This is a genomic window from Colwellia sp. BRX8-9, from assembly GCF_014077245.1.
GTDB lineage: Bacteria > Pseudomonadota > Gammaproteobacteria > Enterobacterales > Alteromonadaceae > Colwellia_A.
On sequence record NZ_JACGVN010000022.1, the window covers coordinates 1 to 22,136 of the forward strand.

The 22,136-nt window shown below is 36.9% G+C and carries 17 protein-coding genes; 11 read left to right on the top strand and 6 right to left on the bottom strand.

Annotated elements, in window-relative coordinates; genetic code table 11:
* The first annotated feature begins 351 nt into the window (after positions 1-351).
* Positions 352-2,139: a DnaJ domain-containing protein gene (locus H4J70_RS16180; protein ID WP_220470396.1), complete on the top strand. Its 1,788-nt coding sequence runs from the start codon at positions 352-354 to the stop codon at positions 2,137-2,139.
* A gap of 141 nt (positions 2,140-2,280) precedes the next feature.
* Here the strand turns inward: H4J70_RS16180 and H4J70_RS16190 are convergent, their stop codons facing one another.
* The 3 genes from H4J70_RS16190 to H4J70_RS16200 form a co-directional block, all read right to left on the bottom strand.
* Positions 2,281-3,525 carry an IS110 family transposase gene (locus tag H4J70_RS16190; protein WP_182223047.1) on the bottom strand — a complete coding sequence of 415 codons (1,245 nt, stop codon included), beginning with the start codon at positions 3,523-3,525 and terminating at the stop codon, positions 2,281-2,283.
* Between the two features lie 551 nt (positions 3,526-4,076).
* Positions 4,077-4,526, bottom strand: a complete 450-nt coding sequence (locus H4J70_RS16195) for a 5' nucleotidase, NT5C type (protein WP_182175526.1) — start codon at positions 4,524-4,526, stop codon at positions 4,077-4,079.
* Positions 4,527-4,540: 14 nt separating this feature from the next.
* On the bottom strand, positions 4,541-5,239 hold the full coding sequence (locus H4J70_RS16200; RefSeq protein ID WP_182251458.1) for an NrtR DNA-binding winged helix domain-containing protein: 699 nt from the start codon (positions 5,237-5,239) through the stop codon (positions 4,541-4,543).
* A gap of 172 nt (positions 5,240-5,411) precedes the next feature.
* Between H4J70_RS16200 and H4J70_RS16205 the strand changes: the two genes are divergently transcribed.
* From H4J70_RS16205 to H4J70_RS16240, 8 genes are all read left to right on the top strand, one after another.
* Positions 5,412-6,419, top strand: a complete 1,008-nt coding sequence (locus tag H4J70_RS16205) for an SPFH domain-containing protein (protein WP_182251459.1) — start codon at positions 5,412-5,414, stop codon at positions 6,417-6,419.
* Between the two features lie 11 nt (positions 6,420-6,430).
* Positions 6,431-7,357, top strand: a complete 927-nt coding sequence (locus tag H4J70_RS16210) for a sugar kinase (protein WP_182251460.1) — start codon at positions 6,431-6,433, stop codon at positions 7,355-7,357.
* Between the two features lie 160 nt (positions 7,358-7,517).
* Positions 7,518-8,372: a ribose-phosphate diphosphokinase gene (gene prs / locus H4J70_RS16215; RefSeq protein WP_182251461.1), complete on the top strand. Its 855-nt coding sequence runs from the start codon at positions 7,518-7,520 to the stop codon at positions 8,370-8,372.
* A 10-nt stretch (positions 8,373-8,382) separates the two neighbouring features.
* On the top strand, positions 8,383-9,993 hold the full coding sequence (locus tag H4J70_RS16220; RefSeq protein WP_182175521.1) for a nicotinate phosphoribosyltransferase: 1,611 nt from the start codon (positions 8,383-8,385) through the stop codon (positions 9,991-9,993).
* A 1,126-nt stretch (positions 9,994-11,119) separates the two neighbouring features.
* Complete coding sequence (locus H4J70_RS16225) at positions 11,120-11,524, top strand: hypothetical protein (RefSeq protein ID WP_182251462.1); 405 nt, start codon at positions 11,120-11,122, stop codon at positions 11,522-11,524.
* Between the two features lie 194 nt (positions 11,525-11,718).
* Positions 11,719-11,967 (top strand): hypothetical protein, encoded by a 249-nt coding sequence (locus H4J70_RS16230; protein WP_182251463.1) that lies wholly within the window; start codon positions 11,719-11,721, stop codon positions 11,965-11,967.
* A gap of 476 nt (positions 11,968-12,443) precedes the next feature.
* Positions 12,444-13,361 carry a hypothetical protein gene (locus H4J70_RS16235; protein ID WP_182251464.1) on the top strand — a complete coding sequence of 306 codons (918 nt, stop codon included), beginning with the start codon at positions 12,444-12,446 and terminating at the stop codon, positions 13,359-13,361.
* Between the two features lie 348 nt (positions 13,362-13,709).
* On the top strand, positions 13,710-14,858 hold the full coding sequence (locus tag H4J70_RS16240; protein ID WP_070374367.1) for a tyrosine-type recombinase/integrase: 1,149 nt from the start codon (positions 13,710-13,712) through the stop codon (positions 14,856-14,858).
* 719 nt (positions 14,859-15,577) lie between these two features.
* Here H4J70_RS16240 and H4J70_RS16245 read toward each other — a convergent pair.
* Together H4J70_RS16245 and ctlX are read right to left on the bottom strand one after the other, a co-directional pair.
* Positions 15,578-17,008 carry a sodium:alanine symporter family protein gene (locus H4J70_RS16245; protein ID WP_182214064.1) on the bottom strand — a complete coding sequence of 477 codons (1,431 nt, stop codon included), beginning with the start codon at positions 17,006-17,008 and terminating at the stop codon, positions 15,578-15,580.
* 94 nt (positions 17,009-17,102) lie between these two features.
* On the bottom strand, positions 17,103-18,023 hold the full coding sequence (gene ctlX, locus H4J70_RS16250; RefSeq protein WP_182251465.1) for a citrulline utilization hydrolase CtlX: 921 nt from the start codon (positions 18,021-18,023) through the stop codon (positions 17,103-17,105).
* A gap of 207 nt (positions 18,024-18,230) precedes the next feature.
* Between ctlX and H4J70_RS16255 the strand changes: the two genes are divergently transcribed.
* Both H4J70_RS16255 and H4J70_RS16260 read left to right on the top strand, forming a co-directional pair.
* Positions 18,231-18,686 carry an Lrp/AsnC family transcriptional regulator gene (locus tag H4J70_RS16255; protein ID WP_182222320.1) on the top strand — a complete coding sequence of 152 codons (456 nt, stop codon included), beginning with the start codon at positions 18,231-18,233 and terminating at the stop codon, positions 18,684-18,686.
* Between the two features lie 221 nt (positions 18,687-18,907).
* On the top strand, positions 18,908-19,846 hold the full coding sequence (locus tag H4J70_RS16260; protein WP_182214069.1) for a DMT family transporter: 939 nt from the start codon (positions 18,908-18,910) through the stop codon (positions 19,844-19,846).
* 292 nt (positions 19,847-20,138) lie between these two features.
* Here H4J70_RS16260 and H4J70_RS16265 read toward each other — a convergent pair whose 3' ends face one another.
* Positions 20,139-21,884 (bottom strand): hypothetical protein, encoded by a 1,746-nt coding sequence (locus H4J70_RS16265; RefSeq protein WP_182251466.1) that lies wholly within the window; start codon positions 21,882-21,884, stop codon positions 20,139-20,141.
* Between the last annotated feature and the right edge of the window lie 252 nt (positions 21,885-22,136).

Below are 22,136 nucleotides of genomic sequence, written 5' to 3' on the forward strand. Positions count from 1 at the left end.
CCTTGTTGGTATTTTTCCCACATTAAAGCTCTTTGCTGAGCAGTATAGATAATACGAGTTCTTCTTTTCATAGCTGCGCTCCTTTGTTTAAGGATAGCATTGCATTGACCATTTGAACTCAAGGCGCATTCCTGACATTAACTATGGTTTGTTCTTTAGGTCGTTGATTAGCCATAAGCCGACATTAGCTTATGAATTACTAAGGATAGCTCAATGAGCCTAAAGAAAATTAAATGTAAAGCCAACACTTTTCATTTTACTACTTAATACTTAACAATATTTTGTATCTGTGTTACTTTTTTGGATTCAATAAGTATAAGGATGTTGCTTTTGTATTCCCCAATCAAAAACATGAAAATAATAACTCTTTTTTTATTCTGCTTAGCTAACTTTAATGTCTACTCTAATGAAGCAGATGAATGGTTCAATAAAGCAAACACCGAATATTCTAGTAATAACTATAAACAAGCGCTTAAGTGGTATCGAAAGGCTGCTGAACAAGGAGATGCTCGTGCGCAAGCCTTATTAGGGAGAATGTACCAAGTCGGAGAAGGCGTAGAGCAAGATTTAGCGCAAGCTTTCTATTGGTTTGAGAAATCCGCTAAACAAGGAGAATATATTACTCAATATTCATTAGGACTCATGTATCAATACGGAGAAGGAGTAGAGCCGAGTTTAACACAAGCTTTCCATTGGTTTGAGAAAGCCGCAGAGCAAGGCTATGCAAACGCACAATATAACCTTGGGGAGATGTATGAGTATGGTCAAGGCGTAACCAAAGATGATAAGCAAGCCGTTGCTTGGTATCAAAAGGCAGCAGAGCAAGGTAATGCAGACGCACAATATATCCTTGGGCAGATGTATTATGAGGGAGTTGGCACTCCTCAAGATGTTAATCAAGCCGTTGCTTGGTATCGAAAGGCTGCTGAACAAGATAATGCAGACGCACAATATAGCCTTGGGTTGATGTATTATGAGGGAGTTGGCACTCCTCAAGATTATAATCAAGCCGTTGCTTTGTATCGAAAGGCCGCAGAGCAAGGTAATGCAGGCGCACAATTTAGACTTGGGGGGATGTATGTTAATGGCCGAGGCACTCCTCAAGATGATAAGCAAGCCGTTGCTTGGTATCAAAAGGCAGCAGAGCAAGGTCATGCAAAAGCACAATATAGCCTTGGGTTTATGTATGGTAAGGGCAAAGGCGTTACTCAAGATGATAAGCAAGCCGTTGCTTTGTACTTAAAAGCAGCAGAACAAGGTAATGCACACGCACAATCTTACCTTGGGTTTATGTCTGAAAGTGGCCGAGGCACTCCTCAAGATGATAAGCAAGCCGTTGCTTGGTATCGAAAGGCTGCTGAACAAGGTAATGCAGACGCACAAAATGGCCTTGGGCAGATGTATGAAAGTGGCCGAGGCACTCCTAAAGATGATAAGCAAGCCATTGCTTGGTATCGCAAGGCTGCTGAACAAGGTAATGAACACGCACAATATAGCCTTGGGTTGATGTATGAAAGTGGCCGAGGCACTCCTCAAGATGATAAGCAAGCCGTTGCTTGGTATCAAAAGGCAGCAGAGCAAGGTCATGCAAAAGCACAATATAACCTTGATTTGCAGACTCCTGTGTTCATGGATGGAAGTTTATATTTTGTACTCGGTCTAATTCTTTTGATTATTCTTTTGATTCTTTTTAAAAGAAAAAGGAAACCTGAGTCTATCTATGAAGAGGAAAGGAGAAATCAGAATTCAAATCATCGGATTATATTGTGTCCTGACTGCTCCCAAAAAATTCGTTTTTCAGTTCCTTTAACTGCTGAAATAATAAAGTGCCAAAAGTGCCATATAAGACTTAGCGTGCGAGTTGATGAAGATGGGCATGTTTACGTCACCTCACAGGATAAAAAACAAAAAGACCATAGTGAAAGCGAGTCAGGGGCATTAGTAGATTACTTTGAAGTGTTAGGTTTATCGATTGAGGCAGCACCCGATGAGATTAGATCGGCCTATAAGAAAAAAATAAAAGAGTACCATCCTGATAAAGTATCAAAGTTCGGAGAAAAGATCCGAGTTGTAGCGGAAAAAGAAGCCAAAAAAATTAATAATGCATACTTTACCTTAAAAGAGCTGGGGTATGCCTAAAGCAGGTGTTTCAAACCGATAGAGGTGCCTAATAAAGAGCACATGTCATGAAAAAGTTTCTTAGACAGCGTAACGTGAAAATGCAGGAACACTTGCCGCTAAATAAACCAAGGCTAACGTCTGCTCTACGCCCTGAGACCTTTAACAAGCTTTTTCTTTAAAAAGTAATGGGGAATTCCTATCGCTCAATGCTTTTAAATACTTGGCTTCATTGTATGGCTCTTTAGTTTTCCAACATCGAAATACGATCCGTATCCACTTAAATGCTAACGAACGCACAGATGCCTGGTGTGTATTACCTTTTGATCGTTGTTGTTGATAATATATGCCTGCCCAATAAGATTGATGAACACTTTTAGCTGCCCATTCTATAAATGATTGGCGAGTAAACTTAGAACACTGATATCGCCAATGAATCCAGCTCTTTTGACCACTACGCACTGTTACGGGTGCTATCCCTGCATACATTTGAATTTCCGATGCGCTATTGAATCGACTACGATTTTCCCCAATAGCTACTAGTAATCTAGGAGCTAAACACGGGCCAGTACCCGGTAATGATTTGTAAAGCTCTGCATCCGGCAAGGCATTAAACAACTCACTAATTTCTTTATCAAAGACCTTAATAACCTTCACAGCAACAAGCAGTTGATTAGCTAATGCAACTGCAAGCAGTTGGTGCGACTCGATAACTGCGTTATCAAGCGTGAGCGGCTCTGCTTCACTAATAGATTGGATGCGCTTAACGCTATATGAAGCAGTACGTCCAGGGTATGAGCCAAAAAATTTTTTCAAGGTGTCTGGTCTAGCTCTTTTAAGCTTTTGTAGATTGGGCCAACGTGTAATGAAATCACAAAAGATCCCCGAACCTCGGTGTGAAAACCAATCGAGTAAATGAGGGTAATATTCCTTAAGTGTAACGATTAATCGATTACTAAACCGTCTTTTATCTTCAACTAACTTACGACGCTGTTCGACGAGATAGGTCAACTTCCTAACCGATTCACTTTCCATTTTTAATGCTTTAATTTTATTGGGATATCTCAGCATTAAATCTAAAGCAATCTCTGCGTCCGTTGGGTCGTCTTTTGCACCGCTGGGTGAAAAAGCTTTACGGTATTGAGCTAACATTGAAGTGTTAACAGGGTGAATAGTAACAAAATCAAACTTTTGAAGTGCGTAAACTATAGGCCCTTTCGATAGTTCAATAGCAACAGCTATTTGTCCTTTGTATTGCTTATGAAGACTGGTTATCCACTCATTGATCGACCTAGGTGAGTGCTTAATCACTTCAAACTTTCGTACACTTGAATTAGCCACTTGAACACATACATCGTGTTTATCATTTGCCCAATCAATACCGATATAAACTGAAAATTTAGTCATAATTACCTCCAATTGTTATTGTCAGCATGTATGCCAAAGCTTTTCGAAAGCGATATAGATAGCGTTTATGGGCAAGCCCTGAGTATTCGTTTTTAAGCTAAGGCGTACCTAATACATCGAAAGTAAAGCGGTAACCATCGAAATGATATCGTATCAATATTCGTATGAAATAGGCACATGATCTGAACATCCTAATTATAGGTTTATTCAGACTTAAAGGACTATATATCGTATCTTTGTTGACATGAATCTGTCTAATTTTGAGGACTAATTTAGGTCAGGAATGTGGCAATAGTGACGGTTAGCACTATCTCATTAGCGCCTTAGATTTAACAACTCTACTTTATCTGGACCTTAGATGATTCTAATGTCCGCTTTTGAGATTGTGTACGTAATCGGATGCTAAATATTTAGTAAGATTTTGGGTACAAATAAACAAAAGCATTTAAATTAGAATGACCGCAATAGGCTCTGAATTGCCGTTAACAAATATAAATTCTACGGCAGGAGTTCCGACATAGCGGACATTAATATATAAAACCTTTTTGCGTCTAAATTTTATAGCTTTCGAGTTGAACCATCACTGTTTTCCAATCTAAGTAGTTAACAGAGCCAAATTGCATAATTTTTCCTTCAAAATTTTCTTGTCCTCTGCCTGAAATAAGGTCATCAATTAAAATATCACCTTTGAGTAATCCCTTATTTGGGCTAATTATTAACTTTTCCGTAAACTCAATCCCAAAATACTTTTCTATCCAGACGCGTTTTTCAGTATATGAAAAAGGGTTTCTTGTCGAAGGAGCTGTAAGAATATACGGGTCAAATTTTTCTAAATTAATGAGTTTCTGTACACTTTCAATAGCTCCTATAATAGGAGCTAAATTAGCATAAAAACCATATTGAGATTGCGGGAAGGCAATGTTTGGAGTTTCTTCAATAGCGTTATTAAAAGCAGTTGTATAATCACAAAGCACATCATCCATGTCGATATAAACTATCATACTTTCTCCCTGTGTTATGTACTCAAATTACGCTCAAAATTAACGATGTCAACGCCAGATTTCACTTTGTACTGCTGGGCTAAACGACCACCGGATTTAACTTTTTCTTCACTTGTTTCAAACATGTCTGCTGATTCAATACGACGAATTAAGCTTTTACGTTGTATCGTTTTCCCTATGATTGTTTCAATAACAGACTTAAGCTGACCAACGGTGAAATATTCAGGTAAACAATACACTGGCACCATCGAGTAAAGTGCTTTTTGTTGAAGGCGCTCTTTAGCTTGTTCAATAATAACTTTATGATCAAAGGCAATTGATAAACTGTCTATTTTATCAATATCAATCCATTGAACATCATCAATAGTTTCTATGTGTGATGAAACTTCTTGTGCTGCTATTAAGGCAAAGTAAACCAGGGTTACACTAAACCCTCTAGGATCACGGTCAATACCAGAAAAGGCTTGTAGCTGTTCTAGATATTGAGGTGCAACACTCGTTTTTTCTTCCAACTTCCTTAACGCTGTTACATCTGTTGTGGTATCTGAATCAACATCGACAAAACCACCTGGAAGACCCCAACTACCGATAAACGGCTCATTTGCTCGCTTAACCATCAGAACTTTTAAAGCATCGTCTTTTACCGTAAATAGCACGCTATCAACAGTAAATAGGGGATTCTTAAATTCATTAATATCGTAAGAGTTTGTCATCGTACTCATTCAAAATAATCTTTATGTCTTAGTGACACATTAAATCAATTTCTCTTTTATATCAACAAGAACAGTTCATCAAATTAAATAAGAAATAATATTTGACAACTTAATGTCTTTGAGACATATTTAAAATAGTGTCGCTGTGACACATTCATAAAAGGAGATTATTATGTTTGGATTTAAATATATAAAAGCAGATCCTTCAACACACCTTATGTTATTCAAAGAAGGAAAAATTAAGTTAGAAGGAGTCGGTGTAAATTTTTTCTATTATGCTCCTAGCTCTTCACTTGTCGCTATACCAAGTAATAGTAAAGAGTTGCCTTTTGTTTTCAGGTTACAAACGTCTGACTTTCAAGAACTAACAGTTCAAGGACAAGTTACTTATCGAATTGAACAACCTCATGAAGCGGCAAAAATGCTGAATTTCACTATTGATACTAAAGGTAAGTACACATCAGAAGATCCAAAGAAAATGGATGAACGAGTTCAGCGTGCTGTTCAGGTATTGCTGCGAAATCATATTGAATCTAAGTCACTTAAGGACTCTTTAGTGTGTGCCCGTGAGTTAACCATTGATTTGAAAAAGGACCTATATGGTGCTGAAGCTATAACAAGTCTTGGTATAGAGATCACTGACGTTGCATTAACATCAATTAAACCAAGTCCTGAAACAGGAAAAGCACTCGAAGCTGAAATTAGAGAAAGCTTATTAAAAGAGGCTGACAATGCAATTTACGCTCGTCGTTTATCCAGTATTGAGCAAGAAAAAAGCGTGAAGGAGTCTGAATTAGAAACTGAAAAGGCAATTCAGAGGAAAGAACAAGATCTTGAAGAATCACGCTTAGAAGCACAGAGATTAAGAAAAATCCAGCAATTTAAAATTAACAAAGAGAATATCACGGCCCAAATAGAAGACGAAAAGCAACTTGAAGAATTGGTCTCAATTAACTCAGCCAATGAAAAATCACGTGGTGATGCACAGGCATATAAAATAAAAGTACAAATGCAGGCTTATCAAAATATTGATACTGATAAATTGAGAGTAATGAGCATGAGTGGCATGGCTCCAGAGCAGCTTATTGCACAAGCAATAGAAAACTTAACACAAGGCGATAACAAAATAGGTAATTTGAATATTTCACCTGATTTACTAACAGCACTGACTAACACCTAAAGGAGCTTCTTATGCTCACTGATAGAAAAATAGTAGTTGTCACAAGAAAAACGAGATTGCAGGAGTTAAAGGAAAAATACTGCACCCTTGGGCAAGCAAAGTTTTATCTTGAACATTTAGGAGAGTCATTTAGTGATTATGAAGAAGAAAGTACTCTATATTCAAACTCAGTAACTAAGGCTGTTGGCTTTTTGAAAACGGTGAGTAGGGTTCAACAGTTAGAAAGAAGTGTACTTTCAACTTACCTATTTTCTCCTGATGATGTGATTGTAGTTATTGGTCAAGATGGTTTAGTGGCTAATACGCTTAAATACCTTAATGGACAGCCTGTTATAGCGGTTAATCCTATTCCTTCGCTTTATGATGGTCAACTTTTACCCTTCTTAGGGGATGAACTTGAAGAAGTGCTTTTACAGACGTTAAGTCATTCAATCAATTCAAAATCAATTGCAATGGCTGAAGTTAACACTAACATTGGTCAAACTCTTTTAGCGGTAAACGATCTCTTCATTGGCCCTAAAAGCCACACGTCTGCTAGGTATTTGTTAACGGTCGATAATCATCAGGAAGAGCAAAGCTCTAGTGGCGTAATTATTAGCACAGGCTTAGGCTCTACTGGTTGGTTTCGAAGCATAATTACAGGTGCGAGTGGTATTGTAGATGAACCTGTTAACCATCACCTAAAGAATGGATTTTCTTGGGATAGTGAATTTCTTTACTATTCGGTTAGGGAGCCATTCCCGTCAGCTAATACACAGTGTGACAAGATTTTTGGCAAAATAACAAATCATTCAAAATTCAGTATGTCTTCAAAAATGGCAGAGAACGGTGTTATTTTTTCTGACGGTATAGAGCAAGACTCTCTTGAGTTTAATGCGGGAACTATCGCCAATATATCGATAAGTAGTCGTGTTGGAAACTTAATCGTCGGTCACTAATTTTCTTCACTATATCAGTAACTTATTTTTACTGTTACACTCATTGACAATAAAAAACACACCTTAATGTCCTTGTGACACAAAAGAGCTTGACCAGATATAAACTCTTTGCTAAATTAGATTGTGTCCTAGCGACACAAACAATGAAAAGGAAGTAACAATGAAAATATTTAGCCATGACTCTACAGGAAATAAAACACTTATCGACTTTGACAGTTTTACTTTTTCTGGCGGAGAAGAGCACATTCGTTTTAATCCAATGGACTTTTCAACTACGGTTAAAGTAGAAATATTTGAACGCCTTACCGATTCATCAAAACTAATTCAGCTACTGGTTGCAGTTGATGCGCTAAAAAGACTTTCAAGTGAAGCTACTCCTATTGAATTGGTTATTCCTTATTTTCCCTATGCACGTCAAGACAGAGTATGTGTTGAAGGTGAGGCGCTAGGTGCCGCAGTTATGGCAAATTTTATAAACAACTTAGGCTTTGCAAAAGTAACTATTTGGGATGCTCATAGTGAAGTATCACCAGCTTTATTAAATAGAGTCGTAAACGTGCCGCAAATTAACCTGCTTGAGCGTTGCGATGAATTAAGTCAGCGCTTATCTACAGGTGAGCTTACATTAATTTCACCCGATGCTGGCGCTAGTAAAAAAACAATTAAAATTGCTGAGACATTTAATGGTGAGCCTGAAGTTATTCAAGCACAAAAAATGAGAAATTTGAAAACAGGCGAAATCATTAAAACTGAAATTATTGGTGATGTTGAAGGAAAGAAAGTACTTATCGCTGATGATATTTGTGATGGAGGTCGAACATTTATCGAGTTAGCCAAAGTACTAAGAAAAAAAGGCGCTGTGGAAGTATCACTGTTTATAACACACGGTATTTTCTCAAAAGGATTAGATGTATTTGAAGGGCTAATTGACGCTATCTATACAACTGATTCATTTAGACCAGCTAAAGAATTTAGCACAAACAATAAAATTAAATTACAAATTATAGAGATGTAAGGGGACTACCATGACTATTACCGCTGCAAGTATGCAAAAAGATGTTTATAAAGAATTCCACAGCCGCGCTTATCACCCGGATGTGACTGAAGTTTATGCTAACTTCACATCAAGAAGTGGCAGATTAAGCAATGTTGAAAATAGTGACAAAGTTGCATTCGTTGGTCTTCAATATTTTATTAAAAGTTACTTACAAGATGAGTGGGCTGAATTCTTTAATGCCGACAAAGCCTCTGCTGTAGCAAATCACAAACGTATTTTGAGTGCCATGTTGGGCTACCCTGTAAACGTAAGCTACTTAGAAGACTTGCATGACTTAGGTTATTTACCGTTAAAGGTAAAAGCATTACCAGAAGGCACGCTTGTACCTTACTTAGTGCCACCAATGACGATGGTTAACACGAAAGAAGGTTTTCAATGGTTAACAAATATGATTGAAACCGTATTAAGCTGTGAAAATTGGCCAATTCAAACAAGTGCCACTACCTCAATTGCTTACCTAAAAGTTTTCAAGGAGTTTGCTATTAAAACAGGACTTCCTTTAGATTTTGTTCCTTTCCAAGGACATGATTTTAGTTTTAGAGGGATGTTTGGTAAACACGCTGCGGCTATGAGTGGTTTTGGCCACTTAGCTTCAGGGCTTGTAGGTACAGATACCATACCAGCAGTATTATTTGCTGAAAAATACTATGGTGCCAATGTAGATAATGAACTTGTCGGTTGCTCAGTTGATGCAACAGAGCATTCTGTTACTTGTTCTTGGATTATGGAAGGTGAAATTGAATTCTTCAAATACTTAATGAAGGAACAATCACCCACTGGAATATTAAGTGTTGTGTCTGATACTTGGGATTTTTGGACATTAGTGACGGATTATCTTCCAAAACTTCAAGACGAGATAATGGCGCGTGATGGTACGTTAGTGATTCGCCCAGATTCAGGGGATCCGGTAAAAATATTAACCGGCTATAAAGTTTCACCTGTTTCTGAGTACAGTGAACTATTTCAAACTCAAGTTGAGGCAGAAAAAGATGTTATTGCAAATGGCTATGAGGCATTCCGCTGGAATGGTGAGTACTATGGTTTCGATAATAATGGCCTTGATGGTGAGCAAAGTATTCAATTAATGTTATGTGAAGTTAAAGGACTTATTGAATGTTTGTGGGATACCTTTGGCGGAACAACTAGCAGTAAAGGCTTCAAAATCCTTGATGATCACATTGGTGCTATTTACGGAGATGCGATTACCTTAAAACGTCAACGTGAAATACTACAGCGCTTAATGGATAAAGGTTTTTCTTCAAAAGTAGTGTTGGGAATTGGCTCATACAGCTATCAATATGTGACTCGCGATACTCATGGTTCAGCCGTAAAGGCTACAAGCGTTGTTAAAAATGGTGAGCGTGTGGCTATTTTCAAAGACCCTAAGACAGATACTAATAAAAAATCTGCTAAAGGGTTATTAAAAATTGAACGAGTGAACGGAGAGTTAACTTTATTTGATGACGTGACTGCTGAAGAAGAAACTCAAGGACTATTAGAGATTGTTTTTGAAGATGGAAAGTTAACAAAAGAAACAACGTTAACTCAAATTAGAGAAACAATTAATAGCCAAATATAACTTGTTTGTAATTCATAGCTTCCAACAGGGTAAAGGTTACAAGCTATGAATTACTTAAGTCGGCTTTAGGCTCTGAACTGCCGTTAGCAACTCAAAAGCTAATGTCGGCAATTGGCTATCATTTGACCTAATGAACAACTGGTAGCTAAGCGCACCAAGGGAACATTAGCACTGATAAATATTAGTGCTAAAAAATAAGCTTCTTGAGGGGTTGGGTTTAACCGTCACTAATGCCACTTTGCGGTCATAGACCATATGTTCCAAAATGGAACTAACCACTCAATTGGTCAACAGATTGTTGACCAATTAAATATTGCGACAAGCTGTTGCAATAATGCCATCTTGAGAACAAAGGCTTGAACTCACAGCACTTAAGAGACATAGCAACGTACAAACTTTGCACATTGGGCGACATGCTCCAATATGGGATGTGCGATTAACACTAATTCTAATTATAGCGAATTCGCCATAATTAAAACTTTGCCTCAAAGCACTATTTGCAATATGCATTTTTTGCATAATCGTCAGTTCGCTATTGGCTAACTTTTGACCTAAAGAACAACCTGTAGCTAATGTCAGGAAAGCGCACAAAGTTAGCATTAATAATTTGATGATGAACGACCGCAATGGTGGCTCAGGAGTCAGTTATGGTGATGTTCAATCGGGTTGGATGATGCTATGACAGCGATGACTCCTGCAATGTAAAAGGCGAATTAATAAATTCCAACATCAAGTCCGGCAGCCATTGTCATGCCAAGTTCTTCACATTGGTCAAGAAACGTTAATTGCCAGAGTGGTATAAGTGATCTACGAGGTTAAATTTAGTAAACACAACATTTAGTGGTTGGTTGGGCTAAGTGGATAGCCATTACAAAAAGACAGTTTGATTTAAAATATCAACAATAGGTAGTTTTGTTAATTCATTCTTAAAGCCATTTACTTTTTTGTACCGTTAGCTCAGAAAGTAGGTGTGAATATACGATAGTTCAACAAAACAATATTTACCATGAAAGTGTGGGTTATCGAAAAAAGACATGACTCAACCGACTAATGTTTCGCGCTGCACCGTGGTTGCCCGATTAGATTTCTAAGAGATAATTGTTATTCATATTCAAGGAGAAAAATCATGTTGAAAACAGTATTGAGTTGGGTTTTATGTTGGTCGTTATTAGCTTTATCTTTTTACTTACAAAAAAATGATATGGCAGTGTTTGTTTTACTTTGTGTTGAATATATTCCACTCGTCGTAATTTTATTCGTGTATATATTTCAGCTAGGGGGTGGCTTTAACAAAAGCACACCTCTGCAAGATAAGAAGACCCTATGGAATAATTTTAAGCTACCTCTTTTAACTATGCTTGTGATGACAATTTTGTTACTCACTACCCTGCACTTACCTCAAGAGAGTCAAGATGAACGGGCGGTAAAACTTCTTCTAGTATTTGCGATAGGAATGTTTCTTACTGCCATCGCATTAATGTCATTTGTCGATACTTTTATTTCAAAGAAACAATCCAAAGATAAGAAATAATAAAAATTATCTGTAAGTAAAGCACGATAGTAGGCGGCAAAAAAGTAGCCCTGCCATAGGTGAACTTCGCATCGTGAGACGTTCTAAATCAATTTATCTTTAGCTATATGAGCAAATAACGTTTCAATGCCAGCTCATTTTAACTTTTAGTCGAGCTACATGTCTACAGACATAAGTAAATAATAGGTCTACCTATGATTTTAGACGCTATACAAAAAAAGACGTCGCATAAAAGCCTAAATACCATGGAGGTCACGATATTAAATATTGATAGTTTCTTAAGGCAGTTAGGTAAGCCTAATCCCCCTGATTGGTTATTGGTCGCTGTTGATTGTCGAAATACAAAGCATCTTTACCTATTCACGAATGGTGGACTTGGCAATATAAACTGTGCGCCTATTGAGCAGCATCCAGCTGAAATGAAATATGGATTTTTATGCTAAAGATTATTAAACGAAATAAGCAAAAAATCAGTTAACTATATCATTTAGCAAAAAGTCATGAGCTACCACTTGCTATGATGATCACTGCGCTACGTCAGCGACATTTAATGGCTTATGCCCGTAAAAAAGAACATCAGCTTGTTACTTATACTAATACTTATGTGGAGTGAAGCAGAGAGGAATGCTTCCCCTAGACAAACAGCACCTTTGGTGATCAGTAAGTATTCAAAAGGTTAGTCATAGGAAAACAAACTATGGGAAGTTGGATCATTAGTTGATATCAAAGTGACTCACAACGCAACACATACGAATAATCAAATATAAATATTTGATGTCTACATTTAGCACTAAATATAAACCTTCCCTCTTTTACACTTTTCACAATATTCCTCTTCTGTCTGTATTGCCAGTTGCCCGTTTCAACTTCTGTTATTTAATAGATAGGGACTTAAAATTTTATTAACAGGAATAACAGAATGATTACTCAAACAATGAATATCACTGACACTAACGATGTGATTAAAGCTGATTTGGCAAGTATCCCCGATGAGCAGTTAGTTGACTTTAAAGACCCCAATAAAAAGGGTTGTTTACTGCACACAAAGCTTGTTGGACACATTCTTGGTATAAGCAGCGTTCAGGCAAGCCATATTATTGATGGGAATGCTGAACTGGCAAATGTATTAGTTGAGGTAGAAAAGAGTTTGATCAGAAAAAGCTTGCTTGAGCCTAAACTACAATTGGCTCTTCTTTACAATCCCGATGGTAGTTTTAAATACAAGATTGCTTCAAGTGATGAGTACATTTTAACTGATGAAGACTTCATTCACGCTAACGACATGTCAGAGGTAGCGGATGCTGTAATAGCGATAACAGAACTCAACGGCAGAGCAGACCAACAAGTACTAAGTATCCTTGATGCTGACCTCAATATATATCGAGTAGAGCTAGATGATATTTCACCGCCCTCTTATAAATCAATTTATGACAGGATGTTTGGTAATTATCTAACCGCCATCGACATTGAATTTAACTACGATGTCAGCAACGGCGTAATAAAGGAAAACGGTGATGAATGGCCCGTAAGTTTTGAATTAATCATTAATGATAACTATGTATTTGTCGAATTACTTCAAGACTATTCACAGGATCCTACTGATTTGGAAACGGCAGGATGCGAGATGCTAGTAAAAAAAATGACCTTTTCAGAATGTTTTCCTGGGAGTGGCTTCTTTTTTCTTAATTGTGATCGCCCTACTGATATGTTTTATGAAAAATTAGTCGAATTTATGACGCTGATATTTCCTTACAGCGACATCCCTTCTTTTGAGGATTGTATTAGCTATAACAACAGTCTAGGTCCATCAGCTGTCGTAAAAAACAGTATCGTATAGCATAAAAAATTCAACTTTTTGTACTGTTGCCCAGATTTTCCATTAAAAAACGTAAAATCAAGGCATCTGGCTTTGCAGCCAAGGGATATACTGGCTTTCCACAATAATAAAGGACAAAAAAATGCTTAATATATTACCGCTACATCAGTATTGTGAAATCTCAGGAGAGTCACAAACTGCAGTGATAAAAAGAATAGAACGGGGAATTTGGATCGTAGGGCAGCATGTTATTAAAATCCCAAATGTTCGAGAGCGATGGATCGACATCATTGAAGTCGAAAAATGGGCTCGAAAAAATAAAAAAACGCGTGTTTAGCGCGTTTTATTTTAACTAGCTAAGAGTGAATGATGAAAGACATAAACAACGATAAAAAACTCCCCAGAGGAGTGAGTATTAAAAAAAACAAACTCAGTAACTCGTTACAATTGAGTTTTACATACAAAAACATCAAATGCCGTGAAATTTATCCATTTCGGGTAACAGATAGAAACATTACAAAAGCCAGTGACAAAGTCGGGGGTATTCGAGACCGAATTGAAAGCGGCACATTTAATTACGCTGATGAATTCCCAAAATCTTCAAAATTAAAGATATTTTCTAATATAACTCATGATGTTAACGTAAAATACTATCTTGATGACTATATTGAAAACGCTGTTCGCCGCGGTTTATCACATACAACGATTAATAGTTATCGAAAATCAGTTACTGCATTAAAACCCTTGTGGAATTTTTCAGTTGTAAAACTGACAGCCAGAGAGGTTCTCAGTTTCATTGAGAACTCACCTCAAGCCCCTAAAACGATTAGAAACCGAATTTCGGTACTAAGATGCTCTTTAAATAAGGCAATTATTCAAAACATAATTACGATAGATCCAACATCACAAATTAATTTAACTGTATATATATCAAATGAAAGAAAGCTCAATGCTCGGAAAAAACACAAAGATGTTTTGCCATTTAATGGTGAAGAAATTTATAACATTTTAAATAATTGTTCTGGTCAAGAAAACTATATTATTACCTTTTGTATTGAAACTGGATGCAGATCGGGTGAGTGGGCTGGTTTAAAGTGGTGTGATGTTAATTTTGACAGCAAAGAAGTCTGTTTAGTCGAAACATTTACTGAAAACCAAATAAAAGGAACAAAAAGTAATTTAGCTAGAACGGTACCCCTTTCAAACAAAGCTATCGAGGCACTTACTTCGCAATTTGAATTGACCGGAACCAATGGTGAATTTGTTTTTTTAAATAGTAAAATGAATCCATGGAACACGGATAGTTTTAGAAAACATCAATGGACAAAAATCATCAAAAAATCGGGTGTAAAATATCGTTATCCCTACCAACTACGTCACTCTTTTGCCACAAGAAATATCAGCGAAGGCATGAATTTATGGAAGCTATCACAATTGATGGGACATAGATCACCTGAGATGCTTTTGAAACACTATGGCAATTTTCTTGATGATTATGAAAAGAAAATAAAGAAGTAATAAATAAAAAGTACAAAAACCTCAGCTATCATTTAACATGTCGGCTGAGATTTTTGTGTTTATTTAACATTATCAATTAATTAGATAATTAGAACAGAACATTCTTGGAACACTCGCAATATAACCCCCTTAGTACTAAAGGGCCACAGAGAAATTCGACGGGGGTTCGATTCCCCCCCGCTCCACCAAATAAAGACCTTTTTAATCCATTAGTTATACCTAGTAACTTTTAGATTTGGCGATAAACAAACCACCGTTTATGATAAGAAACCGCTTAATTGCGGTTTTTTTATGTCTAAAATCCCCCCCCTAGATTTTAGCTTTCATAACTTGGACATCCATTATAAAAATTTAAGAAAATTATTGGATACAAACATATAAATGCTGCCAGAAGTTATACGCAAACCTATCGAGTAGTTGAATAGAACTTATAATATTATTGAAAAAGTCTACATATGACGGGAATTACTGTTTATGGGGATTTAAAGCACACTTAACGATAGACGTTTTGAGCCCATAGTTTATTACATATTATTTCACAAAATAACTATGCTAAAAAATAACTATTCTAATAGTTTTTCGCAGTATGTTATATTTTGTCGTCGTTTAAATTCATGGTGTTCATAATAAGCCGTCAATGAATCCCTATTGCCTATAACCTATAGCACCATGAAACAAGCGCCTAAAATCTTTTAGCGGCTTTTTATATATCAAAGCGCTTATAACGTCTCTTTGGCTTTATTCGCGGTCCAGACACCGGGCTCTGTTTTACCTTGTATTTCGACATCATCAAGTAAAAAAGTAGGCTTACCATTTTCTTTGAGTTTCTCGCGAAAGTCTTTAGTTAAATTCAATACGGTTGGGGTCAGTAAAATAATGGCGTAGATATTCACCAGCGTCATTAACCCTAGCGCCATATCAGCTAATCCCCACACTTCTTTCAACGAAGCCGTTGCTCCCCAAAACACCATAAATAGATAAATGCTGGTATAAAAGAGTCGCCCTACTTTATTATCTAGTTTAAATAAATGTAAATTACTCTCAGCATAAGCATAATTAGCAACCACAGAAGTGAAAGCGAATAAGGTTATCGCGGCGGCAACAAAATAGTTTCCACCACTACCAAAATGGCTCGTCATCGCATCTTGTGTCATTCGTATACCTTCCATTTCGCCACTGATATTAATATCTGACAACAAAATAACTACTGCTGTGCAACTACAAAGCACCATGGTATCTAAGAAAACCCCTAGCATTTGTACATAACCCTGAGCAACAGGATGATTAGGAACAGGTGAAGCGCCTGCGGCTGCATGAGGCACACTACCTGCTCCAGCCTCATTTGAATATAAGCCTCGTTGAATGCCATTCTTAATAGCTGCACCTAAAGCGCCGGCACCCGCTTCATTTAAACCAAAAGCTGAATAAAATATATCGACAAACATTGAGGGTAAAAGTTGAATATTCATCAAGGTAATAACGACCGCTGTCCCGACAAAGGCTAACCCCATAAAAGGGACAATAAGTTCGGCAAATCGGGCAATACTGCGCATGCCACCTACAACGATACTGCCGGCGAGTACCGCAATAACGACGCCTGAATATTCACGAGGAATAGTAAAAGTATTATTTAATGCATCTGCGATGGTGTTGGCTTGCATTGCACTAAAAGTAAGACCGTAGCCTAAAAAGAGACAAAGCGAAAAAAGAATAGCCAGCCAAGGTTTGTTGAGTCCTGCCCGAATATAATAAGCTGGGCCGCCCCTGAATTCTTTATGTTCATCTCGCACTTTATATAACTGGCCAAGAACACTTTCAGCAAAGCCGGTCGCCATACCCAATAATGCAATGACCCACATCCAAAATACCGCGCCACTGCCACCCAGCGAAATAGCCATGGCAACACCCGCTAAATTACCCGTACCAACTCGCGCTGAAAGCCCCGTACATAGAGCTTGAAAAGAACTAATACCTGACTTGTCAGATTGCGTACTGCCTTTCATCACCGTAAACATATATTTGAATTGCAGTATCTGTATCCAGCGAAGTTTGAACGAAAACCAAAATCCGGCAAAAAGTAACAAGTAAATTAATATTTGGCCTTGGCCCCAAAGGATATTGTTGATAGCGCTTACAATCTCATTAACCATTTACTTGCCTTATTTACTCTTTAATTTTCAGTATAGTACGATACTTTTTTAAATTATATGCTTAATTTTTTTGACTCAATCGTTAATCAATAAATTATCTTTTTGACAAGTGAACCCCTGCCAACATGCAACGTACTGAGCCACCAGCCATTTCAATGGCAGAGACATTCAGAGGAACCAATTTCACTGTTTCTTCTAGCAAGGTTATTTGCTGTGGTGTTAATGCGTTATAGGCAGTTAACGAAAGCGCAAGTATGCGCCCTGAAGTCCCTTGCAATTCGAGTGCATTACCGCAAAATTGATTGATTTGCTGCTCGGTTAAATAAATAATTTTTTTACCTGCATTTTCAAAGCGCTTAATAATTTCATCTCGGCGTTTAGGGTTGGTCATCATTTCAAAGCCGGCCATGACAAAATCACTGCCAATACACATTAATACATTGGTATGGTAAACACGAGTGCCCTTTTTGTCTTGAGCATCGAAAACCATAGGTTCAAAATTAAAGTGAGCGCAAAAGCGTTCAAGGACATGTGAATCTGTTCTTTTTGAACTAACCGCATAAGCAATACGTTCAATATGGTCTAGCACCATAGCACCAGTACCCTCTAAGTAAATATCATCATATTCTAATCCAGAATAATCAAAAACGACTTGTACACGATACTGTTGTTTAAGCATGGCGATAATATCTGTGCGGCGTTCCTTGCGGCGATTTCTTGCATACATAGGGTAAATTGCGACTTGACCACCACTATGTGTTGAAAACCAATTATTAGGAAATACTGAATCGGGTGTTTCAAGTCCTTCATCTTCAAAGAGGTGAACAACAACCCCTTCTGCTGCAAGTATGCTTGCTGCGCTAGTTACTTGATCAAAAGCGAGGGCTTTAATTTGGTCTTGGTTTACAAGCTCTGTTGACTGAAAGCTATTGTCTTGCTTTGTTTCTTCGTTAGGAAAAAAGTGATGTGGGCGGATCATCACGACCGCATTTGGTGCTTGTGGAAATACTGGCATAATTTCTCTCTGTTACCTTGTATTTTATGCTTTATCATAATTTCTCTCTTGGCAGATAAAGCAGAGCGCTATACAAAGCTGTTATTTAACTGAACCCTATACTATCTGCTCAAGGTGCTAATCAAAATGGCAATATATTGCAATTATTGAGTAAATATTTATCATATTGTTTAGTTTTATTGTCAAAATGATAATTTGGAGCCGAGTATGACCGAGAACAAGAACCTGAAGAAGCGGGTATTTCTTTACGATGCTATTGATAAAGAGCTCATTGCTATTTTACGCCTTGATGCTAGGGCCTCTATTTCTAAGTTGGCAAAATCACTCCACGTCTCGCGTGGCACAGTACAAAATAGAATGGATCGACTGATTAATTCTGGCGCTATTTTGGGATTCACGATTCGAGCTCATGATGAGTTAGAGACTGAAGTCGTTAAAGCTATAATGATGATAGAAGTTGTCGGTAGGTCGACCACACAAGTGATTAATAAACTGCGTGGTATTGCCCAACTTGATAAGATTCACACAACTAACGGTACTTGGGATTTAGTGGCTGAGGTTAAAACATCAAATTTACTCGAGTTTGACCACGTACTGCGAGATGTTAGAACGATAGAGGGAGTGCTTAACAGTGAGACCAGTATTCTTTTAAGCTCAGTTTAACCATTTTCAATTCATCTATGATATTTATGGGTAATTCCACTCAAACGCCCTCTTTGTTAAAGCTGATGGCTTTAATTGCTGCTTATAAGATAACTTTCGCTTTTATCTCTGATAAAACACAATACTAGCGTTAATAACGATAGTATTTTTCAAGCAGTTTATGGATAATATCTCACTTTTAAAGAAATGCTCAATGTGGCATTTTAAGCTGAGCTTTTCCTATGCATGAAATTAGTGGTCGATGGCAACTGGGGTTATTTTTATCCCTTACTACGGCAATATTATGGGGCGTTTTACCGATTGCGCTCAAAGAGCTATTGCAATATATGGACGTAAATACCATTACTTGGTTTCGTTTTCTTATTGCGGCCGTATTTTTGGGCGGATACTTAGTTATCACCAAACGCTTACCTTCATTATCATCACTTAAGAACAATAGAGTCCTGGTGTTAATGATACTTACCGTCTTTGGTTTATTAGCAAACTACATTCTCTATATGATGGGCTTGGCCTTAACATCACCAGAAAGCACACAGGTCATGATTCAAATAGCACCGATGTTATTACTTATTGGTGGTGTTTGTGTTTTTAAAGAGTCGTTTAATACCAAACAAAAAGTGGGCTTGTTAACCTTTATCTTAGGACTGGTATTATTTTTTAATCAGCGATTTGAACAATTATTTAGTTTTCAGGGTAACTATGCTCTTGGCCTTTTCTTTATTATTCTTGCGGCAATTCTTTGGGCTATTTATGCCTTAGCACAAAAGCAACTGTTGAAAAATTTTGCCTCTGAAGAAATTATGATACTGATTTATTTAGCGGGAACCTTGGTGTTTTTACCGTTGTCGGCCCCGTCTTTAGTGTTTGAACTAGATACTATAGGCTGGTTACTGTTGATTTTTTGTGGGGCAAATACGCTTTTGGCTTATGGCGCTTTTGCTGAAGCTCTTGAACATTGGGAAGCGTCCCGTGTTAGCGCAACATTAGCCATAACGCCATTATTGACCTTAATTTTTATGCAGATCATTAATTATATTTCTCCAGGAGCGATTACAAACGAACCACTCAATACTACCAGTATTGTCGGTGCAGTGATCTTAGTTATTGGTTCTGGTGTTACGGCGTTAAGCAAAAATAAAACCAAAATAGTATTAACCTAATGGCTTAGATGTCGGCAAGCAAACCGACTCTTTGAAGCGATTAATTATAGATATTTACCTAATAGCCCAGTCATTAACTATCAGTTTTTAACCTTTACTAACTAAATGAAACTGCCCGTAACGGGCAGTTTTAAATTCAACAATCCCCAACAACGTCTTAAAACAACCTAGCTATATCGTATCGATTAAGTACTATAACCACAGGTTTTCAAGGCTATTGTCAGTGAACTATTTGACAATAAACGACCGATATTGCAACCGAAACGAATTCAACTGTCTATTTTTATTTAATCTACTGACTTGGTTTATTTTCAGCCCAAACAGCCGTACTTTTATAGGCAGTCTGAAAGATAAACAACCTATCTTCAGAATAAGTGACTTTTATTTCAGCTAAGCTAGGCATGTAACCTATTTTTTTATTTCTGATCGTAATATCTGACATTTCAGTTAGGCTTTGATCACTAACCATGTAATAAATAGTTTCTTCAAATGCTCCCCCGGTGATCCAAGAGAAAAGTAACTTATTATCTAAGTTTTGAATATTAAAATAACTTCTATCTCCTGCTTCACCAATGCTAGCACCTCCAGAAGTAGTTTGCTCTGCGACAGTTATGACGTTAGAAGATACCTTTACATCTGTTAGCAAACCATCACGGTTAATTATTCTGGCTTTAATTGCTTCGTCACTCAAACCTTCACATGTACTACAATATCCCCCTTGTACCCATGAGAAAACAAAGCCATTATCGATGGGTGTTAAATCTTGGAATCGTGCAGTAGTTACATTATTTTCATCTATGATTGAAGGTTCAATTTTCCTGACAACATCAATATCAATATCATTAATAAATTTTCCATAGGTAACTATAGGGAAATCATCATTATTCGACTCTTTAGTTGACCAAGTAACTAAAATTTGATTGTTACTAATAGCCGCTTTAATCGTATTATCAATAAGACCATCTACATATTCATGAATAGAAAATATCTCTGAAGTGACACCCGAAGTATCAATGTAACGCCCCATGATATGTTCACTGCCATTTCCTGTTTTCCAGCGCCAAGTAACTAAATATTTATCACCATCAAAAAGAATGTTTATTTCTTTGTTGTTATTACTAAGTGAAAACTCTCGTTCTAAATATAAATCTATGTATTTACTATAAAATGATACTGGAATACGAACATCATCTAAAACCACTCCCGTTTTTGAGACTCTTTTAGCAACAAGGTGTCGATCATTATAATCAGCGCCATATACAACGAGATATGAACCCTGACTATATTTAGCATTAACATTTAAACAACCTAAAGATTTATCATCAATTAAAAATTGTTCACTAAAAGTGAGCTCCTGCGACATGATTTTGCCATAGAGCTGATATTCATTAGAATTCTGTGCTGATGGTTCACAAATCAACAATAGAAAATCATCATCTGCCTTTGTTACACTTATCTCGGTAGTCTCATGCGTTAATATACTCAGGTGCGAAGTCCGGGCAATATATCGAGAAACTTCGATATACCGATCAAACTCTTGGGCTTCCGAAAAAAAGAAAATAGAATAGTAAACAGAGTTCACTTCCACATAACTTTGCATAAATTTTAACGCAACATCGTCAATATTCGCCGTAAATATAACCTCTGTTCCCTCAAAGCTCGAAAAGTTAATGGGCTTAGAAGAGACTTCACTTATGTTTGAAAGTCCTTGCCTACTTTGAATAAAACTGTCAGTTTTTACGATAGTAATAACTTTAGGAGAAGTACCTTCGGAATAAAAAGTACTAAGTACAAGAGGCTCTGGATCAAGGCTTTGTTCTTGATACCAACTAAGAGGAATTTTTAAAGTGATCCCCCCTCTAAAAACAGCGTTATATTTGTTTGATATTTCATTTTTATATTTAATACTTTTATAATCAAGAGGAACAACGGCCACATCGGTGTTCGTTCCATTAGCTTTAGTGCTGTCGCTACTAGAACCTCCTCCACATCCTTGAACAGATAAAATAAATAAAACAATCGTTATTAACTTTTTCACATATATTCCTTTATAAATATATTTTTTGGTCATTAAAATACCTTAACGAAAACGACTATCTGGTTTAACCGTTTTAAGTGGCGATTATAATGAGCAAAAAGGGGATGAACGAAAAATAAAGTGTAACTTTTCTTTGTTCATTGATTTGTTATGTTGAAATTTTATCACCCTTTACAAAAAAAGTAATATAACGCCCAACAATATTAACAAAAAATTAACGTTAAATCTTTAAAAGATCGGTTTTAATATAAA